Origin of the sequence: Lysinibacillus sp. BS3, assembly GCF_039614735.1 — a bacterium.
GTDB classification, from domain to species: Bacteria; Bacillota; Bacilli; order Bacillales_A; family Planococcaceae; genus Lysinibacillus; species Lysinibacillus capsici.
Genome location: NZ_CP154860.1, coordinates 1,371,914 through 1,394,678, shown reverse-complemented (window position 1 = coordinate 1,394,678; position 22,765 = coordinate 1,371,914). Strand labels below are relative to the sequence as shown.

The window sequence follows — 22,765 nt, the reverse complement described above, 5'->3', positions numbered from 1 at the left end:
TAATATGGCTAAGCAAATAAAAAAATACATGGCTGTGACAACGGCATCTTTGATGGCTGTACAGCTTGCAGCATGTGGGAATAGTGAAACTCAAACAGCAGAAGAATACCCTTTAACTACTTCTAATCAGATAACTGGAGATCAAAATCAAGCAAATACAAGTGATGAAATAGAAAGTGTTTACAATAGTGAAATGGCTGATGCCTGTGATGAATGGCAAGAAGGTGATGATGGTTCCTTTGAATGTATCGATGAAAATTCACCTTACTATGCCCAGCATTTCTTTAATGGTTTGATGTATGCAACGGCTGGAGCCATGATAGGAAGTGCGATATATAAAAGTCGCAATTTAAAAAATGGTACAGATCGGGATGAGCAAAGCAATGGTGGCGGCTCAGCAGTGCCACGATCGTCATCAAGCGCTAAGGATGAAAGTAAACAAACAAATGGTATAACAAACAGTACGCAAAATAAGGCTAGTTCAACTTCAGGTAGCTCAACTTCAAGTGGATCAAATTCTTATTCGAGTGGACAACGCTCCTATTCGACGGATAGTTCATCTAAGAGTTCCAATTCCTACTCCAATAGCTCTTCCTCAAGCACAGGAAAATCGGGCTTTGGTTCAGGTGGGGCATCTCGTGGCGGCTCGTCCTCCTCGTAAGGTTAGGATAGGGAGTGAAGAACATGATGAATCACACACAGCAACGACAAGAATTTTACTCAAAATTCCCTGACTTCTTTCCTGACTTTGAGGATTTAGAGTACGCATTATATGATGTTTTAGAATTGCCAAAGCAACAAATTGATCAACTTCATTATGCAACACAAATGCTTTGGCGCATCTTTTTAAAAGTCGGGAAACAATTTAAACATTTATCGGTCGATCAGCTCTTAGCCTTAGGTATTCGACCGGAAATGATCCCATATATTCAATTAGATTATTTACAGCAGCAATCAATTCTGGCACGATTTGATTTTATTTGTACAGAGGAGGGCTACATTAAATGTTTAGAGTTAAATGGAGAAACCCCTTTTCTTGTACAAGAAACCTTCAAGATGAATGACGCACTATGTCAGCATTTTGGCTATAAAAATCCCAATGATGTAACAGCCTTACAAAAAGCATTGTCGGGCGCTCTTTTTGCTGCCATTCAATATTTACATAATGTCAAAAAGCCGAAGATTGTCATCACAGGAAAAACAGCGAAAGAGGACTACGAAGAGTATTGCCAGGTACAGTTTATCAAATCCTGTATTCCTTTTGACATTGAGTATGTGCCTATACAAGAGCTTATCATCTTTTCTAGTGACACGTCTGAGGTAGCACAAGGTCTTTATACACCTACAATGGAGAAAATTGATATTTTATTTAGACCCGCACACCCTGTAGAGTTTTTAATAGATGATGTGGCAGCAGATGGTGATCGCATTGGCTTGCATCTTTTAGAGCTTGTCAAAAAACGACAGCTAGCAATTATTAATCCACCTGCTGCCTATGTATTACAATCGAAAATCTTATTATGGTTAATATGGGAGCGGAGAAATGATCCATTGCTCTTTACTTCCGAGGAACAAGCAGCTATTTTGCAATATATGCTTCCTACATACCTTACAGCAGAACCATTTATTCGTGATGATGTACCCTATGTCAAGAAGCCTGTTTATTCTCGTGAGGGAAATACAGTAGAAATTTACGCAGGAAGTGGGCGGAGAGTAAATGCTTCCACATCCAAACACTATGATGATAATTTGTTTATTTACCAACAGTATGTGGAGATGCCTAGTATAACAGTGCAGTTAAAAGAAGGATATCGTGCTAAGAAGTGGCTAATTGGCTCATTTGTTGCTGATAATCGTGCATGTGGTTTAAGCTGTCGGGTAGGCAATCAAATTACAGAATGGGATTCACATTGGTTAGCCGTTGGTTACAAGGAATAGCAAATCTATAGTGCTGAAAAACAAAACCACCTATAAAATTTTTTAGAAGGTGAAAATGGATTGCCGTTGCAGGCTACTTGCTTTCCTGTGGGCGAGCGCCGAACCGCTTCCTTCGCTCCGTGCAGGGTTTCGCCTGACTCGCTATCCCACGGGAGTCAAGTAGCCTTCCACTCCAACCTACAAAAGTGTTATCTTTTTAGCAAAGGTTTTCAAATAAAGTGAAGGTGTTCACTTCTTGTCACTCATCACTTCTCCACATTGAAAATAAGAGCTTATCCCCTCTATGAATACAGATAATGGGCGAATTTATTACTATGCTACTATTAAAAAAGTAAAGACACTTTGCAGAATGGTTGATTGGAGAGGAGCCAGCGTCACACCTAGGGGATTTAGTGAACTGCACCCAAAATATTGGACTTAAAAAATCTAATATAGGGGGTGCAGTTAGTGATTTCTGATGAACAAAAGTTAGCCGCAGTTCTAGCTTACATTGAAGAAAAGGAAAGTACGTATCAGATTGCCAATAGATTACAGAGGGATCGACAGTACGTTCGATTATGGATTGAATTATATCGATACCATGGCATTGAAGGAATTATTCGTCCTCAAGGGTTCACGAATTACGAAGATTCTTTTAAAATAAAAGTAATTCAACACCTGATAGAGACGGGCGATTCGCTCCTTCAGACTGCTGCGAAGTTTAATATTCCTTCTCGTGAAACCATTCGGAGATGGAAAAAACAGTGGATGTCCAAGGCTGGAAAGGTGCTCTATCAAATAGAAAAGGAGCACCAATCAATGCCAAAAAAACAACCACCTTCGTCTGATTTAAATGAAAAAACAACGGAAGAGTTAAAAGCGGAAATTGAGTATTTACGGATGGAAAATGCCTATTTAAAAAAGTTGAAAGCCTTAGTTCAAGAAAAGGAAGCATTCAAACCGAAGAAAAAATGAGAGCTGTGTATGAGCTAAGGCTGGAATTTCCACTTCAAGCTCTATTAAAAGTGGCAAAAATCAAGAAAAGTACGTATTATTATCATCTTCAAAAATGGGTAAAACCAGATAAATATCAGGCGATCAAAGAACGAATCCAGACACTTTTTCATCACCATAAGGGGCGTTATGGCTATCGTCGTATTTGTCTTGCCCTCCGAAATGAAGGTTTTTTCATCAACCATAAAACGGTACAACGATTGATGCAAGAATTGGGCTTAAAAGGGACGGTACGCCCTAAAAAATACCGTTCGTATAAAGGGACAGTCGGCTATGTCGCAGAGAATGTCATCCAACGTGATTTTGAAGCCACTGCATCCAATCAGAAATGGGTAACCGATGTCACAGAGTTTAAAATAAACGGTCAAAAAATCTATGTATCGGCTGTATTAGATTTATTCAATCGAGAAATCGTTGGATATGAGGTATCAAAATCACCTAATTTTGAGTTAGTTCAACAGTCTTTTAAAAAGGCGTTTACGTATACAAAGTTATCGAAAAAGAGTGGCTTAATCATTCATTCTGATCAAGGATGGTTATATCAAATACCCCGTTTTAAAGCGTTATTGACAACGCATGAAATCAAGCAAAGTATGTCACGGAAAGGAAATTGTTTAGATAATGCCGTAATAGAAAGCTTTTTTGGTATTCTGAAATCAGAATTTCTGTACACAACTACGTTTAAAAACTATGTAGAATTTACAAAAGCATTAGCAGATTATATTTACTATTACAATCATGAGCGGATTAAAAGAAAACTCAACGGAAAAAGTCCCGTTGAGTATCGAAAAGCTTCGTAAAAAAGTTTATATTTTTGGGGTCAGATCACGTAAGTGAGAGAAGCGGCTCATTGGACGCCCCCTGGAAAGGACGCTGCAGGACGGAAATCAACCCTTACCTTGCCAAAAGGTATTATTTCTCCTAGCGATATTATCTTTTTTCAACAACATGAATTGGCGAGACTTTTTAAAGTATCGCCAATCGTTTGGTCCTTATTCATTCCAGCCTTTACAGACATCAATCCATTCTTTATAGGGAGCATATGTTTCAAGTTCTGAAATGGTTACCTCAATGGCTGAATTACTACTACCGCACGCTGGAAATACTGTAGTAAAACGTTTTAAAGATTCATCTAAATAAATGGCTACGCCCTCATTCACACCAAAAGGGCATACACCTCCGACATCATGGCCAATCATCGTCTCCACATCATCTTTGGATAACATCTTTGCCTTCGTACCAAATACGGCTTTATATTTTGCATTATCGATTTTTGCGTCACCAGCAGCCACAATTAAGATCGCTCCATCATTTACAAGAAAAGATAAAGATTTTGCTATGCGCTCTGGCTCACAGCCAAGCGCCTGTGCTGCTAACTCAACTGTTGCGGAGCTTTCTTCTAATTCTTGTATTTTGTGTTCTACATGCCATTGTGCTAAATGGCGACGTACTTTTTCAATTGCCATATGTACACCCTCCTACTTGTATCAATTATGCCCTAGCATAGGTTGTCGAGATTTTTTGAGATTTTCGAAAAGATCCCTTTTCTATAGTTGATATACCACCTTCATACAAAAAGCATTCATTAAATCCAGACAAAATTAATTTTACCATAATTTTCAGAATATATAGTTGTGAATGCTTTATCTTTCGGGTACCATTGGTGTAAGGAGTGTAAAATTACACTAGGGAGGTCTTTGTATGCTTAGATTATTACAAATAGTATCTATATTAATTGGTTTGTCCTTTGTGACATTAATAGTGGCATTCATGATCACATTGAGTGGTGGGCTGCATTTAATTAATTTGGTCTTTACTATACCCATTTGTTTATTTGTCTGGATTGTATGTAGTATGTTTAAATGGACCAACACAAAAAAACGAAGGGGCTTGCTATTTGGTGTCATGGGAATCGCCCTGTTGATTGCAGCCATTAAACCGATTCAACATTATTATAAAATGAGTATTCCCACTGTTGATGCGGAAATTGATGTAACAGTCTATCAGCCATTTGTTCCTGGCAATGAAATAGTGAAAAATAAAGCTTCCTTACAATTGACAGAGTCATTACCACGACTAGATGGTGCAACAGCCATGTACCCTTTATATGCGGCTTTTGTGGAGGCTACTTATCCCAAAGGGGAATATCCTCCATATAATAGTAGAGTTCAAGTAAGTCGTACACCAGAGGCCTATCAAAATTTAATAGCTGGAGATGTTGATTTGATCTTTGTGGCAGCCCCGTCCACCTCACAAGAATGGCAGGCAGAAAAGGAAGGACTTACATTTGATATGACGCCAATTGGTCGAGAGGCATTTGTCTTTTTTGTGCATCGTAAAAATAAAATCGATAATTTAACACTTGAGCAGGTCAAAAAAATATATGCTGGAGAAATAACTAATTGGCGTGAAGTGGGTGGGGAGGATGAGGCCATTCGTGCTTTCCAACGCCCAGCAGATAGTGGAAGCCAAACGACACTAGAAAAGCTGATGGGCAATACGCCAATCATGGAGGCACCCACTGAAGATGTTGCATCAGGAATGGGCGGAATCATTCGTGAAGTGTCGCAATATCGAAATTATAAAAATGCCTTGGGCTTTACGTTTAGATATTATTCTACAGAGATGGTTGGTAACAAAAAGATCAAATTACTATCCATTGACGGAGTAGCACCAACAAAAGAAAATATTCAAAATGGTACATATCCTTTAGTGTCTGAATTTTATGCCATCACAGCAGGAACGGAAAATCAAAATGTACAGAAACTGATTGATTGGATACTTTCTGAGGAAGGGCAGGCAGTGGTAGAAAAGGTCGGTTACGTACCAGTGGAAAATCATTGAATAGTTTGCTATACTAAGAGTAATAATCGAATAAAAGTTTTCTAGGGTTCCGTAGCGCTTGCTAGTCTGGTCCAAGAGAAAACCACAAATTGATTTTGTGACACGGAAGGATAAAAGCCTGGGAGATACTGTTTAAAGACAGTTTCTTCAGGCTTTTTTTGTTTGGCTAAAATCAAGTCATTTGGCGAATGCTGAAAAAGTAGTTGGATCATCCAATTATTCGGCCGTGTCTTATAAAATGGAGGGATTTATGATGAATAAACAATGGATCAGCGTCATTATAGCGGCTTGCTTTGAAGTTGGCTGGGTCATTGGGTTAAAGCATGCAACAAGTGTACTAGAATGGATTGGTACAGCAATTGCCATTTTTATTAGTTTTTATTTGCTCATTAAAGCAGGTGAGCATCTACCAGTTGGGACCGTTTATGCAATCTTTGTCGGATTAGGAACAGCTGGTACTGTATGTGCGGATAGCTTGCTATTTGGAGAGCCGTGGAAATTAGCAAAAATCATATGTATTGTTGTGTTACTTGCAGGAGTTGTAGGCTTAAAGCTAGTAACAGGAGAGCCTAAGGAACAAGAGGTGAGTGAATAATGGCATGGATGGCATTAGTTGTTGCAGGGTTATGTGAAATGTTGGGCGTATATATGATTAGTAAATATAATAAGACAAAGAGTATGAAAAATTTAGGACTGTTGATTGGTGCATTCACCTTAAGTTTTGCAGGCCTTGCCTATGCGATGGAAACATTACCAATGGGTACTGCCTATGCGATCTGGACAGGGATTGGTGCAGCTGGAGGAGCGCTGCTAGGTATGCTGTTTTTTAATGAATCTAAGGACTGGCGACGCATCGTTTGTATTGTCCTTGTATTAGGAGCAGCAATCATGTTGAAATTGCTATCATAATTAATCAGGCACTCCTCTTATGCAGGAGTGCCTGTTTTTATATTATTTTTTTACGTCTTTTGTCCATTCAGCCACTTTATCTGGATTAGCATCAACCCATTCTTTCGCAGCATCTTTTGGATCTTTACCATCCATTACTTCTAACATAACACTTTCTAAATCTTCTGCTGTCCAGTGGAAGTTATCGAGTACTGAATATACATCTGGTAAATCTTCTTTTAAGCCTTTACGTACGAATGTATTAATCGTTTCTTCTCCACCATATACACCCTTTGGATCTTCTAAGTATTTAAGATCATATTTCGCAAATTTCCAGTGTGGTGACCAGCCTGTGACAATAATCTCTTCCTTATCTTTCAGCGCTTTTGATAATGCAGTTGTCATCGCACCAGAAGAAGAAGTAATAAAGTTCCAATCTGCTAAATTATCATATTCTTCTAATGCTTTTTCTGTAGCAGCAGTAATGCCCGCACCTGGCTCAATACCAGTGATTGTATGATCTGCTTCATTAGATAAATCTTCAATAGAATTGACATCCATATAGCTTGGTACAACTAAACCGATTTTTGCACCAGCAAGGTTTTCACCTAGCTCATCTAAATCAGCTTTATATTTTTCATATTGTGAAGCATGTGTATGTGGTAGCCAAGCAGCAACCATTCCATCAGCCTCTCCTTTCGAGACAGCCTCCCACATGATCGCATTATCCAAAGGAGTTAATGTTACATCATAACCTAAATCTTCGAGTACCTGCCCAACAACATTCGTTGAGGCAATTTCTGTATCCCACTCAACATAGGCTAGGTTTACCTCCTTAGAATCACTGTTTTTTCCAGAACTTGAGCCTGAGTCGCCTCCACTACATGCAGCAAGCATGAAGCCTAGACCTAGAGCCATTCCTAACTTTGATAGTGTTTTCAGTTTCATCGAATCTCCCTTTCTCTTCATCATTTTGTATCCAAACTGCCGACATCCACCGGAGGATGGATGGTAGCAAGAAAGATGACATTTTTATAATGCTTTCTTTTTATTGAGGCTTTGTGTTAAACGGTCAATAATGATCGCGAAAATAACTAAGCCTAATCCTGCAACGAAGCCATTCCCAACTTGAGTACGTTGAAGGGCTGTTAATACTTCACGTCCTAGACCAGGAGCCCCAATCATAGAGGCAATAACTACCATAGAAAGTGACAGCATAACGGTTTGGTTAATCCCTGCCATAATGGTTGATTTAGCAAGGGGGATTTCTACTTTAAATAATTTTTGGCTAGCTGTACTACCATAGGAGTCTGCAGCTTCCACTAATTCTTTTGGTACTTGACGAATACCGAGGTTTGTCATACGTACAGTTGGGGGTAAAGCAAAGATAACGGATGCAAAGACACCAGGTACAATACCAATACCAAAAAAGGCAACGGCTGGAATTAAATAGACAAAGCCAGGCATTGTTTGCATGAAATCTAGTATTGGTTTAATAATGTTTTCAGCTACCGTTGATTTTGACATTAAGATACCTAGTGGAATACCGATGATGATGGATATAATACTGGAAAAGATCACAAGCGTGGTTGTTTCCATAAGATGAGTCCATAATCCTTGGTTATAGATAAACAACAAGCCAATTAATGAGAATGCAGCAAGCCCTAACTTTTTGCCTGAAACGAAGAAGGCAAATATCACGACAAGAAGTATAAGAATAATGGCTGGGATACTAATTAATAAATCAGTGACCTGATTCATGAGTAGTTTTCCGAATTGCTGAATAGAGTTAAAGAACGCTGAAAAATTACTCGTCAACCAGTCCATAGCTGATTCTACCCACGGAGCTAGTGGTAATGTTGGAATATTATCTAAAAAGTTATTCATGTGATTCGGCCTCCTCATCGCTAGTTGACAGTGCTTGGATGACAACGCCTCTAATTAGTACACCAAGCAAGCGACCATCTTTCACAACGGCAATAGGAGTAGGAGAATTATAAATCATCCCTAAAATATCCTGTAGTAGCATATCTGGTGGAACAGTTAATACTTCTGATTGCACAATAGAATGGACGGTTTGCTCTTGTTTCTTCGCTGCAGCTAGTGCATCGTCTGCAGTGATATAGCCTTTTAAATGTCTATTTTTATCAACAGCCATTAATAAACTTACAGCCTCTTGACGCATACGCTTTAGTGCCACTTTAGGGCCATCTAGGTCTGTATTGACATAAACTGGACGTACCATGACATTTTCAGCTGTCAATACTTTAGAACGATCCACATCTTCCACGAATGTTTTGACATAATCATTTGCTGGGTTGGTTAATATTTCTTCACCCGTACCAATCTGAATGATAGAGCCATCCTTCATAATGGCAATGCGATCCCCAATGCGTAATGCTTCATTTAAATCATGTGTGATAAATAAAATAGTTTTTTTCAATGTTTGTTGTAGATCGAGTAGCTCATCTTGCATTTCCTTGCGAATCAATGGATCAAGTGCTGAAAATGCTTCATCCATTAGTAATATTTCAGGATCATTAGCAAGGGCTCGTGCTAAACCAACACGCTGCTGCATACCACCTGATAACTGATTTGGATACTGGTCTTTATAAGCGAGTAATCCAGCATTTTCTAAAGCCTGTTCAGCTTTTGCTTGCCGTTCTTCTTTTGAAATACCTCGAATTTCAAGGCCATATTCGGTATTTTGAAGTAATGTACGATGGGGGAATAAACCGAAGTTTTGGAAAACCATGCTCATTTTGTTTCTTCGTACAGACCGTAGACTTTCTTTTCCCATGGTAGAAATATTTTCTCCATCGATATATATATTTCCGCTCGTTGGTTCAATTAGGCGGTTTAAAAGCCTTATAAGCGTAGATTTGCCACTTCCTGACAATCCCATAATAACAAAGATTTCTCCTTCGTTGACAGTAAAGCTTGCATCGTATACTCCAACAGTTGCACCTGTTTCTTTTAAGATATCAGTCTTACTTTTTTGTTGCTTAACGAGTTCTAGTGCTTGGGGAATATGTTTGCCAAACACTTTCGATACGTGTTCTATTTTAATTTTTTCCATAGAAGCACTCCTTTCGTAGATTATTACTATGTGAGGATAATGATACCCAAAAATAAACAAGTAACAACCTTACTGTAGCAAAGGGTTGTTACTTTTGTCAAATCGACAAATAAGAAAAAACCCGCTTAAACGCTGTTATATCAGCGCTTAAACGGATTTTAATTTGGGTATAAAAAGCTTTGAACTCTAGCGAAACTTTCATCATTTCCAACAAAATAAATAATGTCCCCTTCTTCAAATGAGACATAAGGACCAGGGGATAGTAATAATTCATTGCCACGTCGAATACCAACGATAGTACTAGAAGTATTTTGCCAAAAATTTAAAGCTTGTACAGTTTGATGAATGCATGGACTATCAGCTGTCATTTCTAATTGATAGGGGATGAACGGATTGACTGACCGGTAATGCTCTGTGCGGCTAATTAGTTGCTTTGCCTTGTCTTGTAAATTAATCAATTCATGATGTTGCTTTTGAATACTTGTCAAAAGCTCATTTTGTATTTCATGAATCGATTGTACATCATGAAACTGTCTGACGAATTGAGCCGCTTTTTCATACGATTTTATAATTACGCCACTACCTTTTGAAGCTTCAACAATTTCTAAGTCTTGCAAAACGGCAATAGCTCTTCTTGCCGTCTCAGCAGAAACATTATATTGACTGGCAAGAGAGGATCTTGCATATATTTTATCGCCAATGCTGTATTTTCTTTCAACAATCTTGGAGGCGAGATCAATGGCTATTTGTTGATATTTTGGTTGCTTTAGTTGAACATTTTTTTCTAAGTTCATGTTAAACTTCCTTTCGTCATTACAGTACCACAGCTTATTATAGACTAGCCTGCACAGAAAAAATAGCATCTCCATAAGCTAGTAGTATATGATGAAAAAGTAATAATAAAATTATCATCGCTAATAATTATAATTAAAGAGTAATAGCTGTCGATTGACACTTTTTAGTTATTATTATAAACTAAGTTACGTTATGTAAGTGATGTGAAAATACATGTGCTCAGTTGGTGAATTTAGCCAACTGTTTCTATAGAAGGTTGGAGATTAATATGACAATTACAACTAAAGTGATGGACTTAGTAAAAGATAAAATGACGTTAGTAAAGCATACAAATACAGAGAATATTTGCCTAGTTGGACCAGTGAAATTACCTGTAAAACAAGGCGATTTTTCTGCAACTTTTCAATGGTATAACTGGCTTAAAATTGATGCGAATTTAACTAAAGAAGAAATCATTGATGGATTAGCCGCTGCTAATTTAGCATTTTTACAACAATCCTCTGTGCTTGTATATGGTGATTTTACCCATTCAGAAGATGCTTTAATCCGAATGCATAGTATTTGTCACACAGGCGACATATTTGGCAGCCAGCGTTGTGATTGTGGATACCAGTTGCATGAGTCTATGAAAATGATAGTTGAGCATGGCTGTGGTGCGATATTTTATTTAGCTGATCATGAAGGTCGTGGTATTGGACTATTCTCTAAATCTCTTGCTTATTTATTGCAAGAGGAAGGGCTCGATACAGTTGAAGCAAACCATGCACTTGGCTTCCCAGATGATACACGTTCTTATGACGAAGCACTTGCGGTATTAGCTACACTGCGTACCAAACCAGTAACACTTATTACAAATAATCCGAAGAAATTGGCTGCATTACAGGCTCGTGGCATGGCTGCGGAAGGGCATGTTCCTTTATGGGGCGGTTTGACAGAGACGAATCGTTTTTATTTAGAAACGAAAGTTGAAAAATCTGGACATATACGTGAAAAGCAATAGGTGGAGGTTGCGATGATGATGAATGTAGATGAAAAGTATATGCAACTGGCTTTGGATTTAGCAGCTAGTGCTAAAGGAAATACGAACCCTAATCCACTTGTTGGGGCTGTAATCGTGAAGAACGGTGTGATTGTAGGTACAGGTTTACACAGAAAAGCAGGGGAACCACATGCTGAAGTGCATGCTTTTCGAATGGCTGGAGAGCATGCACTGGGTGCTACGTTATATGTAACGTTAGAGCCTTGTTCACATTATGGTAAGACACCTCCTTGTGCCAATTTAGTGAAGGAATCTGGTGTCAGTCGAGTGGTAATTGCTATGCAAGATCCAAATCCAGCAGTAGCAGGTCGTGGCATCCAATTGCTACAAGATGCTGGAATAATGGTGGAAGTGGGGGTTTTAGAGCAACAAGCGCGCCGTTTAAATGAGCGTTTTATTCACAATATGCTTACGCATCGTCCTTTTGTTATTTCAAAATTTGCTATGACTCTAGATGGGAAAATTGCTACGCATACAGGACATTCAAAATGGGTAACTGGAGAGGGTGCACGTGAGGATGTTCACCATATTCGTCATGAAGTAGATGGAATTTTAGTTGGCGTGGGTACAGTCATTGCTGATAATCCTTCTTTAACAACAAGACTAAAAGAAGGATATGGAAAAAATCCAACACGTATTATTATGGATAGTTCTCTACGTACACCTGACAATGCAAATGTCTTGAATACAGAGGATGCACCAACGATTCTTGTTTGTAGTGACGACGTAAGCCAAGAAAAAATTCATTTATTTACAGAAAAAGGTGTTACAGTTTTACCCGTACAAAAAAATGAATATGGATTACAGATTGATGAGATGCTTGAAAAGCTTTATATACACGGCATAACAGATATTTTGCTAGAAGGTGGAAGTAAAATGAATGCTTCCTTTTTACAGCAAGGTGCAATCGATAAATATGTAGTATATATAGCACCTAAAGTTTTGGGTGGAAATCTATCGTTAACGCCGTTTGCTGGCTATAATCCCTCTCTCATGCATGAGGCATGGAATGTTGAGTTTGCATCATTTGATAAAATAGGCGAGGATTTGCGTATTATTGCCTATCCAAAGCAGGGTGAAGAAAAGTGAACTATCAAGCAGATGTCTGTATAGTAGGGGCAGGTCCTGCTGGTGCATTGTTATCCTACCTACTTGCTAAAAAAGGGCTGTCAGTGATTTTATTAGAGCAAAATGTAGCACTTGGTCAGGCATTTCGTGGCGAGCATTTAAATGAGGAAGGGGAGGCTGTTTTAAAAAGCCACCATCTTTTCGAAGCAGTCGAGGCACTCGGTATATTACGAATGGAGAAACTTGAGTATTATGCTGGTGGCAGAGCATTTAAAACAATTCTTCCAGATGAAGCAATAGGACATTTAGGCATTCATGTACCACAGGCAAATTTATTAAAAGGAATTTTACAAAAAGCACAGCTGTTCCCTAACTTTACATGCCTGCTACATACAAAGGTTACAAAGCTGATTGAGGATGCTACTGGTCATTATAGAGGCGTTATGGCGATAAAAAACGGAAACCCTATAAAAATCGATAGTCAGTTAATTATCGGTGCGGATGGTCGTTATTCTACTATTCGTAAGCAAGCACATATTGATGTTCAGAAACAGAAGCATGGCTTTGATTTACTGTGGGCTAAAATTCCTGCACCAGCTGATTGGGAACCATCCATAAAAATGGCACTCATCAATGATAAGCAGCTGTCATTGTTTACACAAGTTGGCGGTTATCTTCAAATAGGCTGGAATATTGAGCAAGGTAGTTTCCCTCAGCTTCGAAAACTAGCATTTACACCCTTTATCCAGCAGCTTGTGGAGGCATTTCCAGAATTAACGAAGACAGTACAGGCACAGATAACTTCCTGGCAGGATTTTGTTTTGCTTGATGTCTTTAGTAGCCATTGTAATAGTTGGGGGACAAAGGGCCTTGTCTTGCTAGGGGACGCCGTTCACACAATGACACCAACAGGCGCTTTTGGACTGAATAGTGCACTAAAAGATGCAGATTGTCTTGCGTCATTGCTAAATAAAGACACACTAGCACAATTTAACGTACAATATTTTCAACAAATGCGTGAGCAAGCCATTGAGGAAGTATTAGCAAAACAAATTGAAAAAGAGCAGACATTTGCTTCTAACTTTATAAACAAGGCTTCGTGAAAGGACGAACAACCAGATGAAGTTTGGCTTTGATATAGATGACACATTAATTGATTTACGCGCACATGCCTTTTTACTTTATAATAGAAAGCTTGGCAAAAAGGTTTCCTTTGAAACCTTTCAAGCGATACAACGAGTAGAAATTCATGAACCATTTGGATTAACAGATGAGGAGGGTTCTGCCATGTGGAATAGCGCATTGGAAGAGATCTATTTTACGGACTGTCCATCTTTTGATGGTGCTTTAAAAACCCTCCAAACTTTAGCAGAGCAGGGACATGACATTTACTATATTACATCTCGTCCAAAACAATATTGTGCGCAAACAAAAGCTTGGATGGAAGCACAGGGCTTTCCCATAACAGACGGTCATTTTTTTTGTGGCATGCAAGATGCAGAAAAAGTAGCCATTATAAAAGAGCTTGCTTTAGATATTTATGTAGATGATAAACCAGCAGTACTTGAGACACTTCATGATGTGACAACTAAGGTAATCTTAAAGAATCAATCTTATAACCAGCATGTAAATCTTCCACGTTTATATGATTGGCAAGAGTTTCAAACGATGTTAACAAAATAAAGGATTGGTGCAACGACTAACCGTTGTACCGATCCTTTTTTGCTAAAATCGACTAAGTTTAAAGGTAGATAAATCTTGTTTACTTTTGCCTTCTACAATTAAATCTGCAAGAGCTTCCCCAATGGCACTACTAAATTTAAAGCCATGACCAGAAAAACCTGCAGCAATCACAATATTCTGATGTTCAGGTAAAAAGTCGATGATGAAATCTTCATCTGGTGTCATCGAATACTTACATGTTTTTCCGTATTTAAGCGTTCCATGCTGAGGCATAAACTGATCAACGAAGTTTTGTAAGTCAACAGCATCAGACGCATCAAACGGACGTAGAGGGTCGTTTGGATTAACCACATCACCACCATCGTGTCGTCCAAGTTTTAACCCCGCTCCATCAATACTTGGAAAACCGTAGTAGGTTGAATCGGCAAATTCAAAGCAATAGGCTGGAAAAACTTCATCACGATACAGCTGCTCATCTGCCTCAAACCATGCAAAGGTTTTCCGCGTTGGTGTGACGGGTATGCTCACGTCTACTGTTTGTAGTAATTCTGTTGCCCATGCACCCGCCGTTACTATTAATTGCTTTGCTTTATAGCTATTATGTACTGTTTGTACCTGTACAATATCACCAGCTTGGATAGCCAATACTTTTTCATTTGTTCGGAGGCTTGCACCCGCCTCCAAGGCTAATTTTTTATAGGCTTGGATACATGCTTCAACACGAAGGACACCAGCTGTGGGTTCAAAGCAAGCAACTAAATTTTTTGGCAAGAATAACCCTGGCCATTTGTTCATCGCCTCATCAGGTGAATAGTGTTCAAGTGCTAAATCATAGAGCGCAGCACTAGCCTCCACATTTTGAATAAAGGCACATGTTGGCTCTCCAATATTAACTACTCCAGTTTGTAAAAATAAGCTTTCATTTGCTAAAGACTCTAGCTCTTGCCAAAGCTCGCCAGCTCTTTTTACAAAAGGTACATAGCTAGCTCCTTCACCATAAGCAAAGCGAATGATTCTTGTATCCCCATGATGACTACCTTCTTCATGGGGTGGAGTAAAGGCATCTAGCATAAGTACATTTTTTCCTTCCTTTGCTAAAAAGTAACCAGCCGCCATCCCCATGGAGCCAGCACCAACTATTATGACATCATAGTCCATTCTAATCCCTACTTTTTTGCTCTAGTATAACAGATTTATAGGGAAGGAAACAGAAATTTAGAAAATAAATAGACACAGCACCTGCAATCCGAATGGACTAGAGATGCTGTGCGTTGAGATAGCTACTATTTTGAGCTTGGTAAAATTTTATTAAGGAAAATCGCTACGAGCGCAGCGGTTGCAATAGGCGAACCAAATAAATACTGCACGGTAGTAGGTAAGGAATACAGGAAATCATCAGGCAATAATGTCAAAGCTAACGTTAAAATAACAGGAATTGCAATGACATACATTTCCTTTTCACCAATATGTTCATTTTTCATGACCTGCAAACCACTAATGGCTATTATGCCGCAGACGATCACAAATACACCACCAATAACAGCTGAAGGAATTGCTGAGATGAGTGCTGCTAATTTACCAGAGAAGCCGAAGACGATAAACCAAATACCTGCTGCTATAAAGACACGACGGCTCGCAATCCCAGTAATAGAGATAACACCTGCATTTGTTGAGTAACCTGTCACAGGAGTGGAGCCAAGTAAAGAAGCAATAAAGCAGCCAATTCCTTCACCAATAACACCACGGTTAATTTGTTTATTTGTTAAAGGTTGGTCGATGACATTGCTAATGGCAAACCATGTTCCTGTTGTTTCAGCCATTAAGACAATATATATAATGACCATTGTGATAATAGCAGAAATATTAAAGCTAAAACTAAAATCTGCAAATGGAATTTGTGGCATGCTAAACCATTTGGCTTGCGATACAGGAGATAAATCTAAAACATCCATGATATTTGCTGCAATACTACCAGCAATTAAGGCAATGATGACAGAAGCAATTCGGAATAGACGTCCTTTTTGATGGAAGACTGTGCCTAACATGACACAGATAATTAACACGAATGCTGAGATAAGTGCTAAATAAATGTTTTGATTTATGGATGCGCCTGCACCATTAAAAATATTATCTCTTAAACCAACAGGCATTAAGGACAGTCCAACCACAAAGATAATCGTTCCACCAACAATTGGTGGAATAAATGTTTGGACAATTTTATTGAAGATACCTGTATAGCCTAAAATAATAACCAAAATGGCTCCAATTAAACTAGCACCTAGCACAGTACTCCAACCTAAATCACCACTACCACTTGCTGCATAGATTCCAACAATGGCACCAAGTGGAACATAGGATGGACCTTGTGCCATCGGTAATTTCATACAAAAGTGTGTTTGCACAATCGTCGCGACCCCAGCTGCAATAAAGGTTGATTGAATCAAGGCGCTTGCCTGACCAGTTTGTAGACCGATTAGCATGGCAATTAAAAAGGGCACCACATAAACATCCATAGCCATAACATGCTGTAAACCGAGTAGAGCAGACTGACCGAACGAAATTTTTTCATCTGGTAACACGGTTAATTGTGTTTGTTTTGTTTGATTAGTTAGTTTTCTATGTTGTGTTTCCACGAAGTTGTACACCTCAAAATGATAGATTTTTATTAGAGAATAAGAGAATGATTAGCCTCTCGTATGAACTTTATTTCCTTGCACCCATACCTCGCGAATATTTTCTGGGCGTACAAGATACATGATTTTTTGGAATATATCGTGTAAATCTTCATTTGGATCAAAAATCGGAAGCCTAGCAGTAGGAATTTTTGTATCGATAATTTGTACATCCCATGTATAGTTTTCCTGTAAACGGCCAATTGGAAGACTTAAGCTTTCTCCACCACCAGCTGTCGCAAGATAGAAGGCCTCATTTATTGTAATGCGTGAATTTGGGACACCACGCTTTTCGGCGGAAATGGTTGTATCTACACCATCCTCTAGCATTCTCGATGACATAACAGTTTGTCTTGCATTATCAAAAAGACTAGGAGAAAATCCACCTGAAACATCTGAGCCTAATCCAATGTCAACGCCCATTGCATGGAAGCGGGCGATTGGAATCACGCTGTTTGCAAAATAGGCATTAGAGATTGGACAATGGCCAATGGCAGTGCCAGTTTCAGCAAATAATCGGGCATCCTCATCACTTAAGAAATTACAATGAGCCATGACAGATTTATCACCTAACAAACCAAAGTCATGTAAGGCAACGGCATCATTTTTGTTGAATCGTTCTTTGACGTAGCCGTGCTCCCAGTCACTTTCACTACAATGTGATTGAATATGTGTATCGTATTTCGCAGCCAGTTCACCTAAGCCCTTTAAGGCACCGTCCGTACAGCTTGGAATAAAGCGAGGCGTGACAACAGGATAAACACCCTGTTTAGTCGTTTTGGCTAAATCTTTTACAGCTAAAATAAATTCCTCTGTATCCTCTAATGCGGTTTTCGTGTTTTCATCTCGATAAAAATCAGGATTCTGTTCAGGATCGTCCATGACCACTTTTCCGACTAATCCTCGCTGTCCCTTTTCAGCACAGATTTTCGCTAAAAGTACACTGGCGTCCTTATGAACCGTCGCAAAATATAATGATGTAGTTGTGCCATTGGCAAGTAGTGTGCTTACTAAATCCTCATAAACTTCTTGAGCAAATGCTAAATCGGAGAATTTTGATTCGATAGGGAAAGTATATGTGTTTAACCAATCGTAAAGAGGAATGTCTAAAGCTGTCCCAGATTGTGCCCATTGAGGTGCATGTACATGCAAATCGACAAATCCCGGTAGGAAATATTGGCCTTCAGCTAATGCATGGAAGTTATTTTGATCTTGATATGTAATTAATAGTTGTTGGTAATCAGCTTGTTCAGGAGCGACAGTTTTAACAATCATGCCTTCAGCATTAATGAAAAATAAATAATCCTTTAAAATGTGAACGTCAGTAGCAGATTTACTAGTAAAAGCTGTTCCTTTGAAAATATGCGTATATTCAGACATAAAAACCACCTTAATGTTCGTTTATTGATAATAACACGGATTATTATAGGCTATAAAAACTATTAAGTCTACAAAAAAACGAATATTAGTATGGTGACTAAAGAAATATATGCACCTTTTTAACTACATTTTTACAGCTTTGACAAGCGTTGATAGATAACAAAAGAAGGCACCTATTTGAGAGTGCCTTCTTTCTACATGATCGATTCATTGATGATGTGAAGAAAATTATTAAAGGATGTGGAGTGATGCAATTCATTTTTTCTTGTACAAAGGTAGATCGGTCGTTGGATATCAATGTCCTTAATAAAAACGCGGGCAACTTGCTGCTGTAGAATAAAGCTAGAAGCTGCTATGGATGGTGCTAGCATTGTACCAAAACCTGCCGCAATGGCATGTATGGATTCATTAATCCCGTCTAGTTGTAAACCTACTTTCGGTGGAGGAATTTTATGCACTTTACATAGGGCATTTAAGTATTCTTTTGTGGAACTACCATCCTCCCTTGTGACGAAGGGCTGCTGCATAAGTTCTGCAAGGGATACTGTTTGACCTGCCAGATGATGGTTATACGGCACAATAAACCAATAATCTAAATTCATTAGAAATTGATAATTAATATCAGCATGATGTCCATCTTCTTTGACGATAAAAGCTAAATCAGCTTTATAATGGAGTAAATCCTCAATTACTTGCTGGGAATTGGCGGTCTTTAAATGAATATGTGTTGCTGGATAAACTTGTTTAAATTGAGCTAACCATTTAGGTAGTAAAAAATGGGAGGGAACATGTGTGGAGGCAATTTGCAATTCTTCATTGCCCGTATTTTTAAGCTGTTCAACTTTATTTTCAATATCAGTTTCTAGATCAAATAAGCGCTGTGCCTGTTTGTATAAAAAAGTACCATTTTGGGTTAGCGAAATGCCCCTACCTTTGGCTTCTAGCAGTGTCAAGCCTAGTTCTTTCTCTAAATTTCGAATTTGAATGGTTACAGCAGGCTGACTAATCATAAGTGTCTGTGCCGCTTTGGAAACACTATTGAGTTCAGCCACCTTTGTAAATAAACGTAGAGCATGTAAATTCATGTCGTTACACCTTTCATAAATTTTTTTTATGCTTTTATATACATTATATATTAGATTTATTAATTTGCGCTCTGTATCCTTTTAATTACAGTAGAATATATGAGAGGGGGGTTCATCATGAATCGACAACATATAGGAATTGTCTTTGGAGGAATTTTATTATTAGTTGTTGCAATGGGGATTAGTCGATTTGCCTTCACACCGATTCTACCTTTTATGCGTCATGATGTAGGATTTTCATTGAAAGTGGCTGGTTTTTTAGCTTCAAGCAATTATATTGGTTATTTCATTGGCGCATTATGGGCAGGGTTCATTTATCGTCAACGTAAAAATGTTTTAATGGCAAGTGTTGTTACCAATGTCCTATCTGTTATATTAATGGGCTTAATAGAAGTGTATAGTGTCTGGCTAGTTCTGCGTTTAATTGCTGGCATTACAGGGGGCCTTATTTTTGTGTTAACATCGAGTATTATTATGGATTACTTGGCGAAGCATTCATTATCACGATGGTCTGGCTATGTATTTAGTGGTATAGGCTTAGGGATTGCTATTTCAGGTTTATGTGTACCTGCTATAGAAGCAAGATTTGCTTGGCAGGGTGCATGGTTAGGCTTAGGAATTTTATCAGCGATTTTTTTATTTATTACCTCTTATTTATGGAGAAGTTTAGTGGTGCAAGACAGCACAAAAGTTACGAATTCTCTTGATACAAAAATGACAAAGGGTTTTATGCCATGGCTGATTTTATCCTATGGATTAGAGGGGTTAGGCTATATTATTACAGGTACTTTTTTAGTCGATATTATTCATAATATTCCTTCTCTTCAAGCTTACTCTTCCTATAGCTGGGTCATTGTGGGGCTCGCGGCTATTCCATCAGCTCCTGTTTGGACGGTCTTATTAGAGAAGTTTTCAGCTATAAAAATTTTGTTTGTGGCATACATACTGCAAGTGGTTGGTATCCTGTTACCTGTTTTTGCACAAACGGTATGGAGCGTTTTACTAGCATCTTTTTTATTCGGTCTAACCTTTGTAGGAATTGTCACGCTAACTACTTCCTATGCACGACAGCTATTCCCGACAAAGAGCGGATTCGTTGTTTCTTTATTAACAACCTTTTATGCTTTTGGACAAATTATCGGACCGATTATCGCAGGAAAACTGGTTGAAGTTTATAGTAGCTATAAAGCAGCACTTATATTTGCTGGTGTCATAGTGTTTCTTGCATTGCTCGTTATGGTAATTGGTAGATGGCTAACTGTAAAAAAAGAAGCTGTTGCTGAACATACAATTTCTATATAACGCATAAAAGCCAGAAATCCTATTTGGATTTCTGGCTTTATCATTTACTTAAAGAAGCCGTGCCTCTATCTACATGATATTAAAAAATAAAATAAAAGTCTATATATTTTTTTCTTTATATGGAAAAATAGACAAGTGCACACAGGACGTAACGTTACGATTTTACTTTGAAATGGGGACTGTAAATGAACACAGAACAAGCTATTCAACGCTGGAATCGATATGCGGAAAGGTATACAGCAAACTACGATGAGCAGGGGGATATTCATCGTGTCGTACTGTTAAATCCCACCATCTTTTCTTTGCTAGGTGAGGTAGATGGAAACCATCTATTAGATGCAGGATGTGGAGAAGGCTATTTAAGCAGATTACTGGTAAAGAAGGGTGCAAGAGTAACAGCTGTTGATTTTTCACAAAAAATGCTAGACATTGCTATGGAAAGAACACCACAGCAGGAAGCTATTCAATTTTTACACGGGAATTGTGAAAATTTATCATTTTTAGCAGATGAACAATTTGATGGTATTGTTTCAAATATGGTTCTCCAAGATTTAGAGGATTATCAGGCTGCTCTATGTGAGATGTTTCGATTATTAAAACCTAATAGCACTTTTATTTTTTCGATTTTACATCCATGCTTTGTGACACCAAATAGTGGATGGATGAGACATGAGCAGTTAGATCAACAGTATTGGAAAGTCCAACATTATTTTTATGAAGGGGAGTATCACCAGCTAGATGCTGACCCACCAATAGTTCTATACCACCGAACATTAACAAGCTATGTGCAAGCAATTAGGCAAGCTGGATTTACTATTGAGACTATTGTAGAGCCCAAGCCATCACAAGACATGCTAAGGAAGTACCCTCAATTTGCGGAAGATTTGCATTGTGCAGATTTTATTGTTTTTAAATTAAAGAAATAAAGGAGAAGTACCCATGAGTTTATTTCATGTCAGTGAAGACCCTACTATTATGATTTTTCATCCTCGACTGCCTGAGCGACCAGATTTAGATGCCAAAAAAGGGCTAGTATGGGCAATCAACGAAAGATGCCTGCCAAACTATTTAACGCCAAGAGATTGTCCGCGTGTCTGCTTTCATGCAGGAGATCAAACAACAGAGCAGGACAGACAGCAATATCTACATCAAGCTTCACATGTAGTAGTCATAGAAAACAAGTGGTTAGAAATATTGAAAACTACAAGTCTTTACCTATATGAGTTTGATAGTAATGGATTCACTTTACAGGATGATATTGCGGGCTATTATACGAGTGAAATAACACAAATGCCCATCCATGTCTCAGAGATCAAAGATATAGCTAAAGCGTTATTGGAGCGCAATGTTGAATTGCGAATCATGGATAGCTTATGGGAAATACATGATAAAATCCAAACTACAAGCTTAAATTGGTCCATGTGCAGAATGCGCTTTGCACAACCAAGATTCTAAAAACAAGCCTCGTTATGCACCTATTGCATGGACGAGGCTTATTTATTATTAGACAGTCGGTGTTTGTTCAATTGGTGCTGAAGAGATATTGACTAATTTCTTATCTTGATATGTAAAAATATAATCATAGTTTGCTGTTTCATTGAGCATCTTAGGTAAATAATATTTTAAGTCCGCAATACCTACATTTTCAGGGTGTAAAATCCAAGTAAGCTCCTTCCAATCAAGAATGCCCTCAGCAACCTTTATCGGTGTTACATATGGAAAAGATTCAGGTAGTTCCGCTATAAACGCATACATACAGCCATAGTTAACAACCCCATCTGTCCATGTTATTTTACCTTTATAGGTAATATCCTCAACCGTGATGCCTGTTTCTTCTTTAATTTCTCGTAAGGCACCAGCTAATGGTGTTTCATCCTGTTCAATTTTGCCACCAACACCATTCCATGCGCCCATCCACTGAGGCTTATCTCTATTCAATAAAAGGATATAATCTCCCTTCTTCAGAAAACAAATTGTAAATTCAGCCAAGTTTGTTCCT

Annotated in this window: 24 protein-coding genes and 1 riboswitch; of the genes, 14 read left to right on the top strand and 10 right to left on the bottom strand. The window is 38.4% G+C overall.

Annotated elements, in window-relative coordinates:
* Positions 1 to 4 precede the first annotated feature (4 nt).
* The 4 genes from AAJG31_RS07255 (at position 5) to AAJG31_RS07240 (ending at position 3,731) form a co-directional block, all read left to right on the top strand.
* Positions 5 to 661, top strand: a complete 657-nt coding sequence (locus tag AAJG31_RS07255; RefSeq protein WP_279494343.1) for a hypothetical protein — start codon at positions 5 to 7, stop codon at positions 659 to 661.
* A 23-nt stretch (positions 662 to 684) separates the two neighbouring features.
* Positions 685 to 1,938 (top strand): glutathionylspermidine synthase family protein, encoded by a 1,254-nt coding sequence (locus AAJG31_RS07250; protein ID WP_279494344.1) that lies wholly within the window; start codon positions 685 to 687, stop codon positions 1,936 to 1,938.
* Between the two features lie 447 nt (positions 1,939 to 2,385).
* The gene (locus tag AAJG31_RS07245) at positions 2,386 to 2,892 is read left to right on the top strand and encodes a helix-turn-helix domain-containing protein (protein ID WP_066038258.1); all 507 of its coding nucleotides are present in this window, start codon (positions 2,386 to 2,388) and stop codon (positions 2,890 to 2,892) included.
* Positions 2,889 to 3,731 carry an IS3 family transposase gene (locus AAJG31_RS07240; protein ID WP_066038259.1) on the top strand — a complete coding sequence of 281 codons (843 nt, stop codon included), beginning with the start codon at positions 2,889 to 2,891 and terminating at the stop codon, positions 3,729 to 3,731. Before AAJG31_RS07245 ends, AAJG31_RS07240 begins: the two co-directional genes overlap by 4 nt.
* Positions 3,732 to 3,923: 192 nt before the next feature.
* On the opposite strand, the gene AAJG31_RS07235 is transcribed toward AAJG31_RS07240, so the two are convergent.
* Complete coding sequence (locus AAJG31_RS07235) at positions 3,924 to 4,397, bottom strand: YbaK/EbsC family protein (RefSeq protein ID WP_004232289.1); 474 nt, start codon at positions 4,395 to 4,397, stop codon at positions 3,924 to 3,926.
* 235 nt (positions 4,398 to 4,632) lie between these two features.
* On the opposite strand from AAJG31_RS07235, the gene AAJG31_RS07230 reads away from it, so the two are divergent.
* From AAJG31_RS07230 to AAJG31_RS07220, 3 genes are all read left to right on the top strand, one after another.
* Positions 4,633 to 5,775: a substrate-binding domain-containing protein gene (locus AAJG31_RS07230; RefSeq protein WP_279494345.1), complete on the top strand. Its 1,143-nt coding sequence runs from the start codon at positions 4,633 to 4,635 to the stop codon at positions 5,773 to 5,775.
* A 30-nt stretch (positions 5,776 to 5,805) separates the two neighbouring features.
* A riboswitch (guanidine-I (ykkC/yxkD leader) is annotated at positions 5,806 to 5,902 on the top strand.
* Positions 5,903 to 6,028: 126 nt separating this feature from the next.
* Entirely contained in the window at positions 6,029 to 6,370 is a 342-nt protein-coding gene (locus AAJG31_RS07225) for a multidrug efflux SMR transporter (protein ID WP_004232293.1), read from the top strand.
* The gene (locus AAJG31_RS07220; RefSeq protein ID WP_048391256.1) at positions 6,370 to 6,684 is read left to right on the top strand and encodes a multidrug efflux SMR transporter; all 315 of its coding nucleotides are present in this window, start codon (positions 6,370 to 6,372) and stop codon (positions 6,682 to 6,684) included. The genes AAJG31_RS07225 and AAJG31_RS07220 overlap by 1 nt, the downstream gene beginning before the upstream one ends.
* Positions 6,685 to 6,726: 42 nt before the next feature.
* Here the strand turns inward: AAJG31_RS07220 and AAJG31_RS07215 are convergent, their stop codons facing one another.
* The 4 genes from AAJG31_RS07215 to AAJG31_RS07200 all read right to left on the bottom strand — a co-directional run bounded on the left by AAJG31_RS07215 (position 6,727) and on the right by AAJG31_RS07200 (position 10,536).
* Positions 6,727 to 7,611 (bottom strand): glycine betaine ABC transporter substrate-binding protein, encoded by an 885-nt coding sequence (locus AAJG31_RS07215; protein WP_048391254.1) that lies wholly within the window; start codon positions 7,609 to 7,611, stop codon positions 6,727 to 6,729.
* 84 nt (positions 7,612 to 7,695) lie between these two features.
* On the bottom strand, positions 7,696 to 8,550 hold the full coding sequence (locus AAJG31_RS07210; protein WP_048391252.1) for a proline/glycine betaine ABC transporter permease: 855 nt from the start codon (positions 8,548 to 8,550) through the stop codon (positions 7,696 to 7,698).
* Positions 8,543 to 9,742, bottom strand: a complete 1,200-nt coding sequence (locus AAJG31_RS07205; protein ID WP_048391251.1) for a glycine betaine/L-proline ABC transporter ATP-binding protein — start codon at positions 9,740 to 9,742, stop codon at positions 8,543 to 8,545. Before AAJG31_RS07205 ends, AAJG31_RS07210 begins: the two co-directional genes overlap by 8 nt.
* Positions 9,743 to 9,900: 158 nt before the next feature.
* Entirely contained in the window at positions 9,901 to 10,536 is a 636-nt protein-coding gene (locus AAJG31_RS07200) for a TrkA C-terminal domain-containing protein (RefSeq protein WP_048391250.1), read from the bottom strand.
* A 269-nt stretch (positions 10,537 to 10,805) separates the two neighbouring features.
* Between AAJG31_RS07200 and AAJG31_RS07195 the strand changes: the two genes are divergently transcribed.
* The 4 genes from AAJG31_RS07195 to AAJG31_RS07180 are packed head-to-tail and all read left to right on the top strand — an operon-like array spanning position 10,806 to position 14,327.
* Positions 10,806 to 11,537, top strand: coding sequence for a GTP cyclohydrolase II (locus tag AAJG31_RS07195; RefSeq protein ID WP_048391249.1), 732 nt, complete (start codon positions 10,806 to 10,808; stop codon positions 11,535 to 11,537).
* A gap of 15 nt (positions 11,538 to 11,552) precedes the next feature.
* The gene (gene ribD / locus AAJG31_RS07190; RefSeq protein ID WP_081011052.1) at positions 11,553 to 12,665 is read left to right on the top strand and encodes a bifunctional diaminohydroxyphosphoribosylaminopyrimidine deaminase/5-amino-6-(5-phosphoribosylamino)uracil reductase RibD; all 1,113 of its coding nucleotides are present in this window, start codon (positions 11,553 to 11,555) and stop codon (positions 12,663 to 12,665) included.
* Positions 12,662 to 13,747 (top strand): FAD-dependent monooxygenase, encoded by a 1,086-nt coding sequence (locus AAJG31_RS07185; RefSeq protein WP_279494348.1) that lies wholly within the window; start codon positions 12,662 to 12,664, stop codon positions 13,745 to 13,747. The genes ribD and AAJG31_RS07185 overlap by 4 nt, the downstream gene beginning before the upstream one ends.
* 16 nt (positions 13,748 to 13,763) lie before the next feature.
* Positions 13,764 to 14,327, top strand: a complete 564-nt coding sequence (locus tag AAJG31_RS07180; protein WP_259949926.1) for an HAD family acid phosphatase — start codon at positions 13,764 to 13,766, stop codon at positions 14,325 to 14,327.
* A gap of 42 nt (positions 14,328 to 14,369) precedes the next feature.
* Here AAJG31_RS07180 and solA read toward each other — a convergent pair whose 3' ends face one another.
* From solA to AAJG31_RS07160, 4 genes are all read right to left on the bottom strand, one after another.
* On the bottom strand, positions 14,370 to 15,485 hold the full coding sequence (gene solA, locus AAJG31_RS07175) for an N-methyl-L-tryptophan oxidase (protein ID WP_259949927.1): 1,116 nt from the start codon (positions 15,483 to 15,485) through the stop codon (positions 14,370 to 14,372).
* Between the two features lie 125 nt (positions 15,486 to 15,610).
* Entirely contained in the window at positions 15,611 to 16,960 is a 1,350-nt protein-coding gene (locus AAJG31_RS07170; protein ID WP_259949928.1) for a solute carrier family 23 protein, read from the bottom strand.
* A gap of 51 nt (positions 16,961 to 17,011) precedes the next feature.
* On the bottom strand, positions 17,012 to 18,379 hold the full coding sequence (guaD, locus tag AAJG31_RS07165; RefSeq protein ID WP_259949929.1) for a guanine deaminase: 1,368 nt from the start codon (positions 18,377 to 18,379) through the stop codon (positions 17,012 to 17,014).
* 194 nt (positions 18,380 to 18,573) lie between these two features.
* Positions 18,574 to 19,464: a LysR family transcriptional regulator gene (locus AAJG31_RS07160; RefSeq protein WP_258860311.1), complete on the bottom strand. Its 891-nt coding sequence runs from the start codon at positions 19,462 to 19,464 to the stop codon at positions 18,574 to 18,576.
* Between the two features lie 117 nt (positions 19,465 to 19,581).
* Here AAJG31_RS07160 and AAJG31_RS07155 point away from each other — a divergent pair, with 117 nt between their 5' ends.
* From AAJG31_RS07155 to AAJG31_RS07145, 3 genes are all read left to right on the top strand, one after another.
* A complete protein-coding gene (locus AAJG31_RS07155) occupies positions 19,582 to 20,766 on the top strand; it encodes a YbfB/YjiJ family MFS transporter (protein WP_259949930.1) in 1,185 nt (394 codons plus the stop codon).
* Between the two features lie 185 nt (positions 20,767 to 20,951).
* On the top strand, positions 20,952 to 21,692 hold the full coding sequence (locus AAJG31_RS07150; protein WP_259949931.1) for a class I SAM-dependent methyltransferase: 741 nt from the start codon (positions 20,952 to 20,954) through the stop codon (positions 21,690 to 21,692).
* A 13-nt stretch (positions 21,693 to 21,705) separates the two neighbouring features.
* Entirely contained in the window at positions 21,706 to 22,221 is a 516-nt protein-coding gene (locus AAJG31_RS07145; RefSeq protein WP_279494350.1) for a DUF6886 family protein, read from the top strand.
* Positions 22,222 to 22,269: 48 nt separating this feature from the next.
* Here AAJG31_RS07145 and AAJG31_RS07140 read toward each other — a convergent pair whose 3' ends face one another.
* The gene (locus AAJG31_RS07140) at positions 22,270 to 22,755 is read right to left on the bottom strand and encodes an 8-oxo-dGTP diphosphatase (RefSeq protein WP_259949934.1); all 486 of its coding nucleotides are present in this window, start codon (positions 22,753 to 22,755) and stop codon (positions 22,270 to 22,272) included.
* Between the last annotated feature and the right edge of the window lie 10 nt (positions 22,756 to 22,765).

Bases quoted from the DNA above. Each gene is read 5' to 3' on its own strand.
- AAJG31_RS07215 (WP_048391254.1), bottom strand. From the start codon at position 7,611: ATGAAACTGAAAACACTATCAAAGTTAGGAATGGCTCTAGGTCTAGGC.
- AAJG31_RS07145 (WP_279494350.1), top strand. From the start codon at position 21,706: ATGAGTTTATTTCATGTCAGTGAAGACCCTACTATTATGATTTTTCAT.
- AAJG31_RS07255 (WP_279494343.1), top strand. From the start codon at position 5: ATGGCTAAGCAAATAAAAAAATACATGGCTGTGACAACGGCATCTTTG.
- AAJG31_RS07235 (WP_004232289.1), bottom strand. From the start codon at position 4,397: ATGGCAATTGAAAAAGTACGTCGCCATTTAGCACAATGGCATGTAGAA.
- AAJG31_RS07210 (WP_048391252.1), bottom strand. From the start codon at position 8,550: ATGAATAACTTTTTAGATAATATTCCAACATTACCACTAGCTCCGTGG.
- AAJG31_RS07195 (WP_048391249.1), top strand. From the start codon at position 10,806: ATGACAATTACAACTAAAGTGATGGACTTAGTAAAAGATAAAATGACG.
- AAJG31_RS07200 (WP_048391250.1), bottom strand. From the start codon at position 10,536: ATGAACTTAGAAAAAAATGTTCAACTAAAGCAACCAAAATATCAACAA.
- ribD (WP_081011052.1), top strand. From the start codon at position 11,553: ATGATGAATGTAGATGAAAAGTATATGCAACTGGCTTTGGATTTAGCA.
- AAJG31_RS07240 (WP_066038259.1), top strand. From the start codon at position 2,889: ATGAGAGCTGTGTATGAGCTAAGGCTGGAATTTCCACTTCAAGCTCTA.
- AAJG31_RS07150 (WP_259949931.1), top strand. From the start codon at position 20,952: ATGAACACAGAACAAGCTATTCAACGCTGGAATCGATATGCGGAAAGG.
- AAJG31_RS07155 (WP_259949930.1), top strand. From the start codon at position 19,582: ATGAATCGACAACATATAGGAATTGTCTTTGGAGGAATTTTATTATTA.
- AAJG31_RS07160 (WP_258860311.1), bottom strand. From the start codon at position 19,464: ATGAATTTACATGCTCTACGTTTATTTACAAAGGTGGCTGAACTCAAT.
- guaD (WP_259949929.1), bottom strand. From the start codon at position 18,379: ATGTCTGAATATACGCATATTTTCAAAGGAACAGCTTTTACTAGTAAA.
- AAJG31_RS07180 (WP_259949926.1), top strand. From the start codon at position 13,764: ATGAAGTTTGGCTTTGATATAGATGACACATTAATTGATTTACGCGCA.
- AAJG31_RS07225 (WP_004232293.1), top strand. From the start codon at position 6,029: ATGAATAAACAATGGATCAGCGTCATTATAGCGGCTTGCTTTGAAGTT.
- AAJG31_RS07230 (WP_279494345.1), top strand. From the start codon at position 4,633: ATGCTTAGATTATTACAAATAGTATCTATATTAATTGGTTTGTCCTTT.
- solA (WP_259949927.1), bottom strand. From the start codon at position 15,485: ATGGACTATGATGTCATAATAGTTGGTGCTGGCTCCATGGGGATGGCG.
- AAJG31_RS07205 (WP_048391251.1), bottom strand. From the start codon at position 9,742: ATGGAAAAAATTAAAATAGAACACGTATCGAAAGTGTTTGGCAAACAT.
- AAJG31_RS07250 (WP_279494344.1), top strand. From the start codon at position 685: ATGATGAATCACACACAGCAACGACAAGAATTTTACTCAAAATTCCCT.
- AAJG31_RS07220 (WP_048391256.1), top strand. From the start codon at position 6,370: ATGGCATGGATGGCATTAGTTGTTGCAGGGTTATGTGAAATGTTGGGC.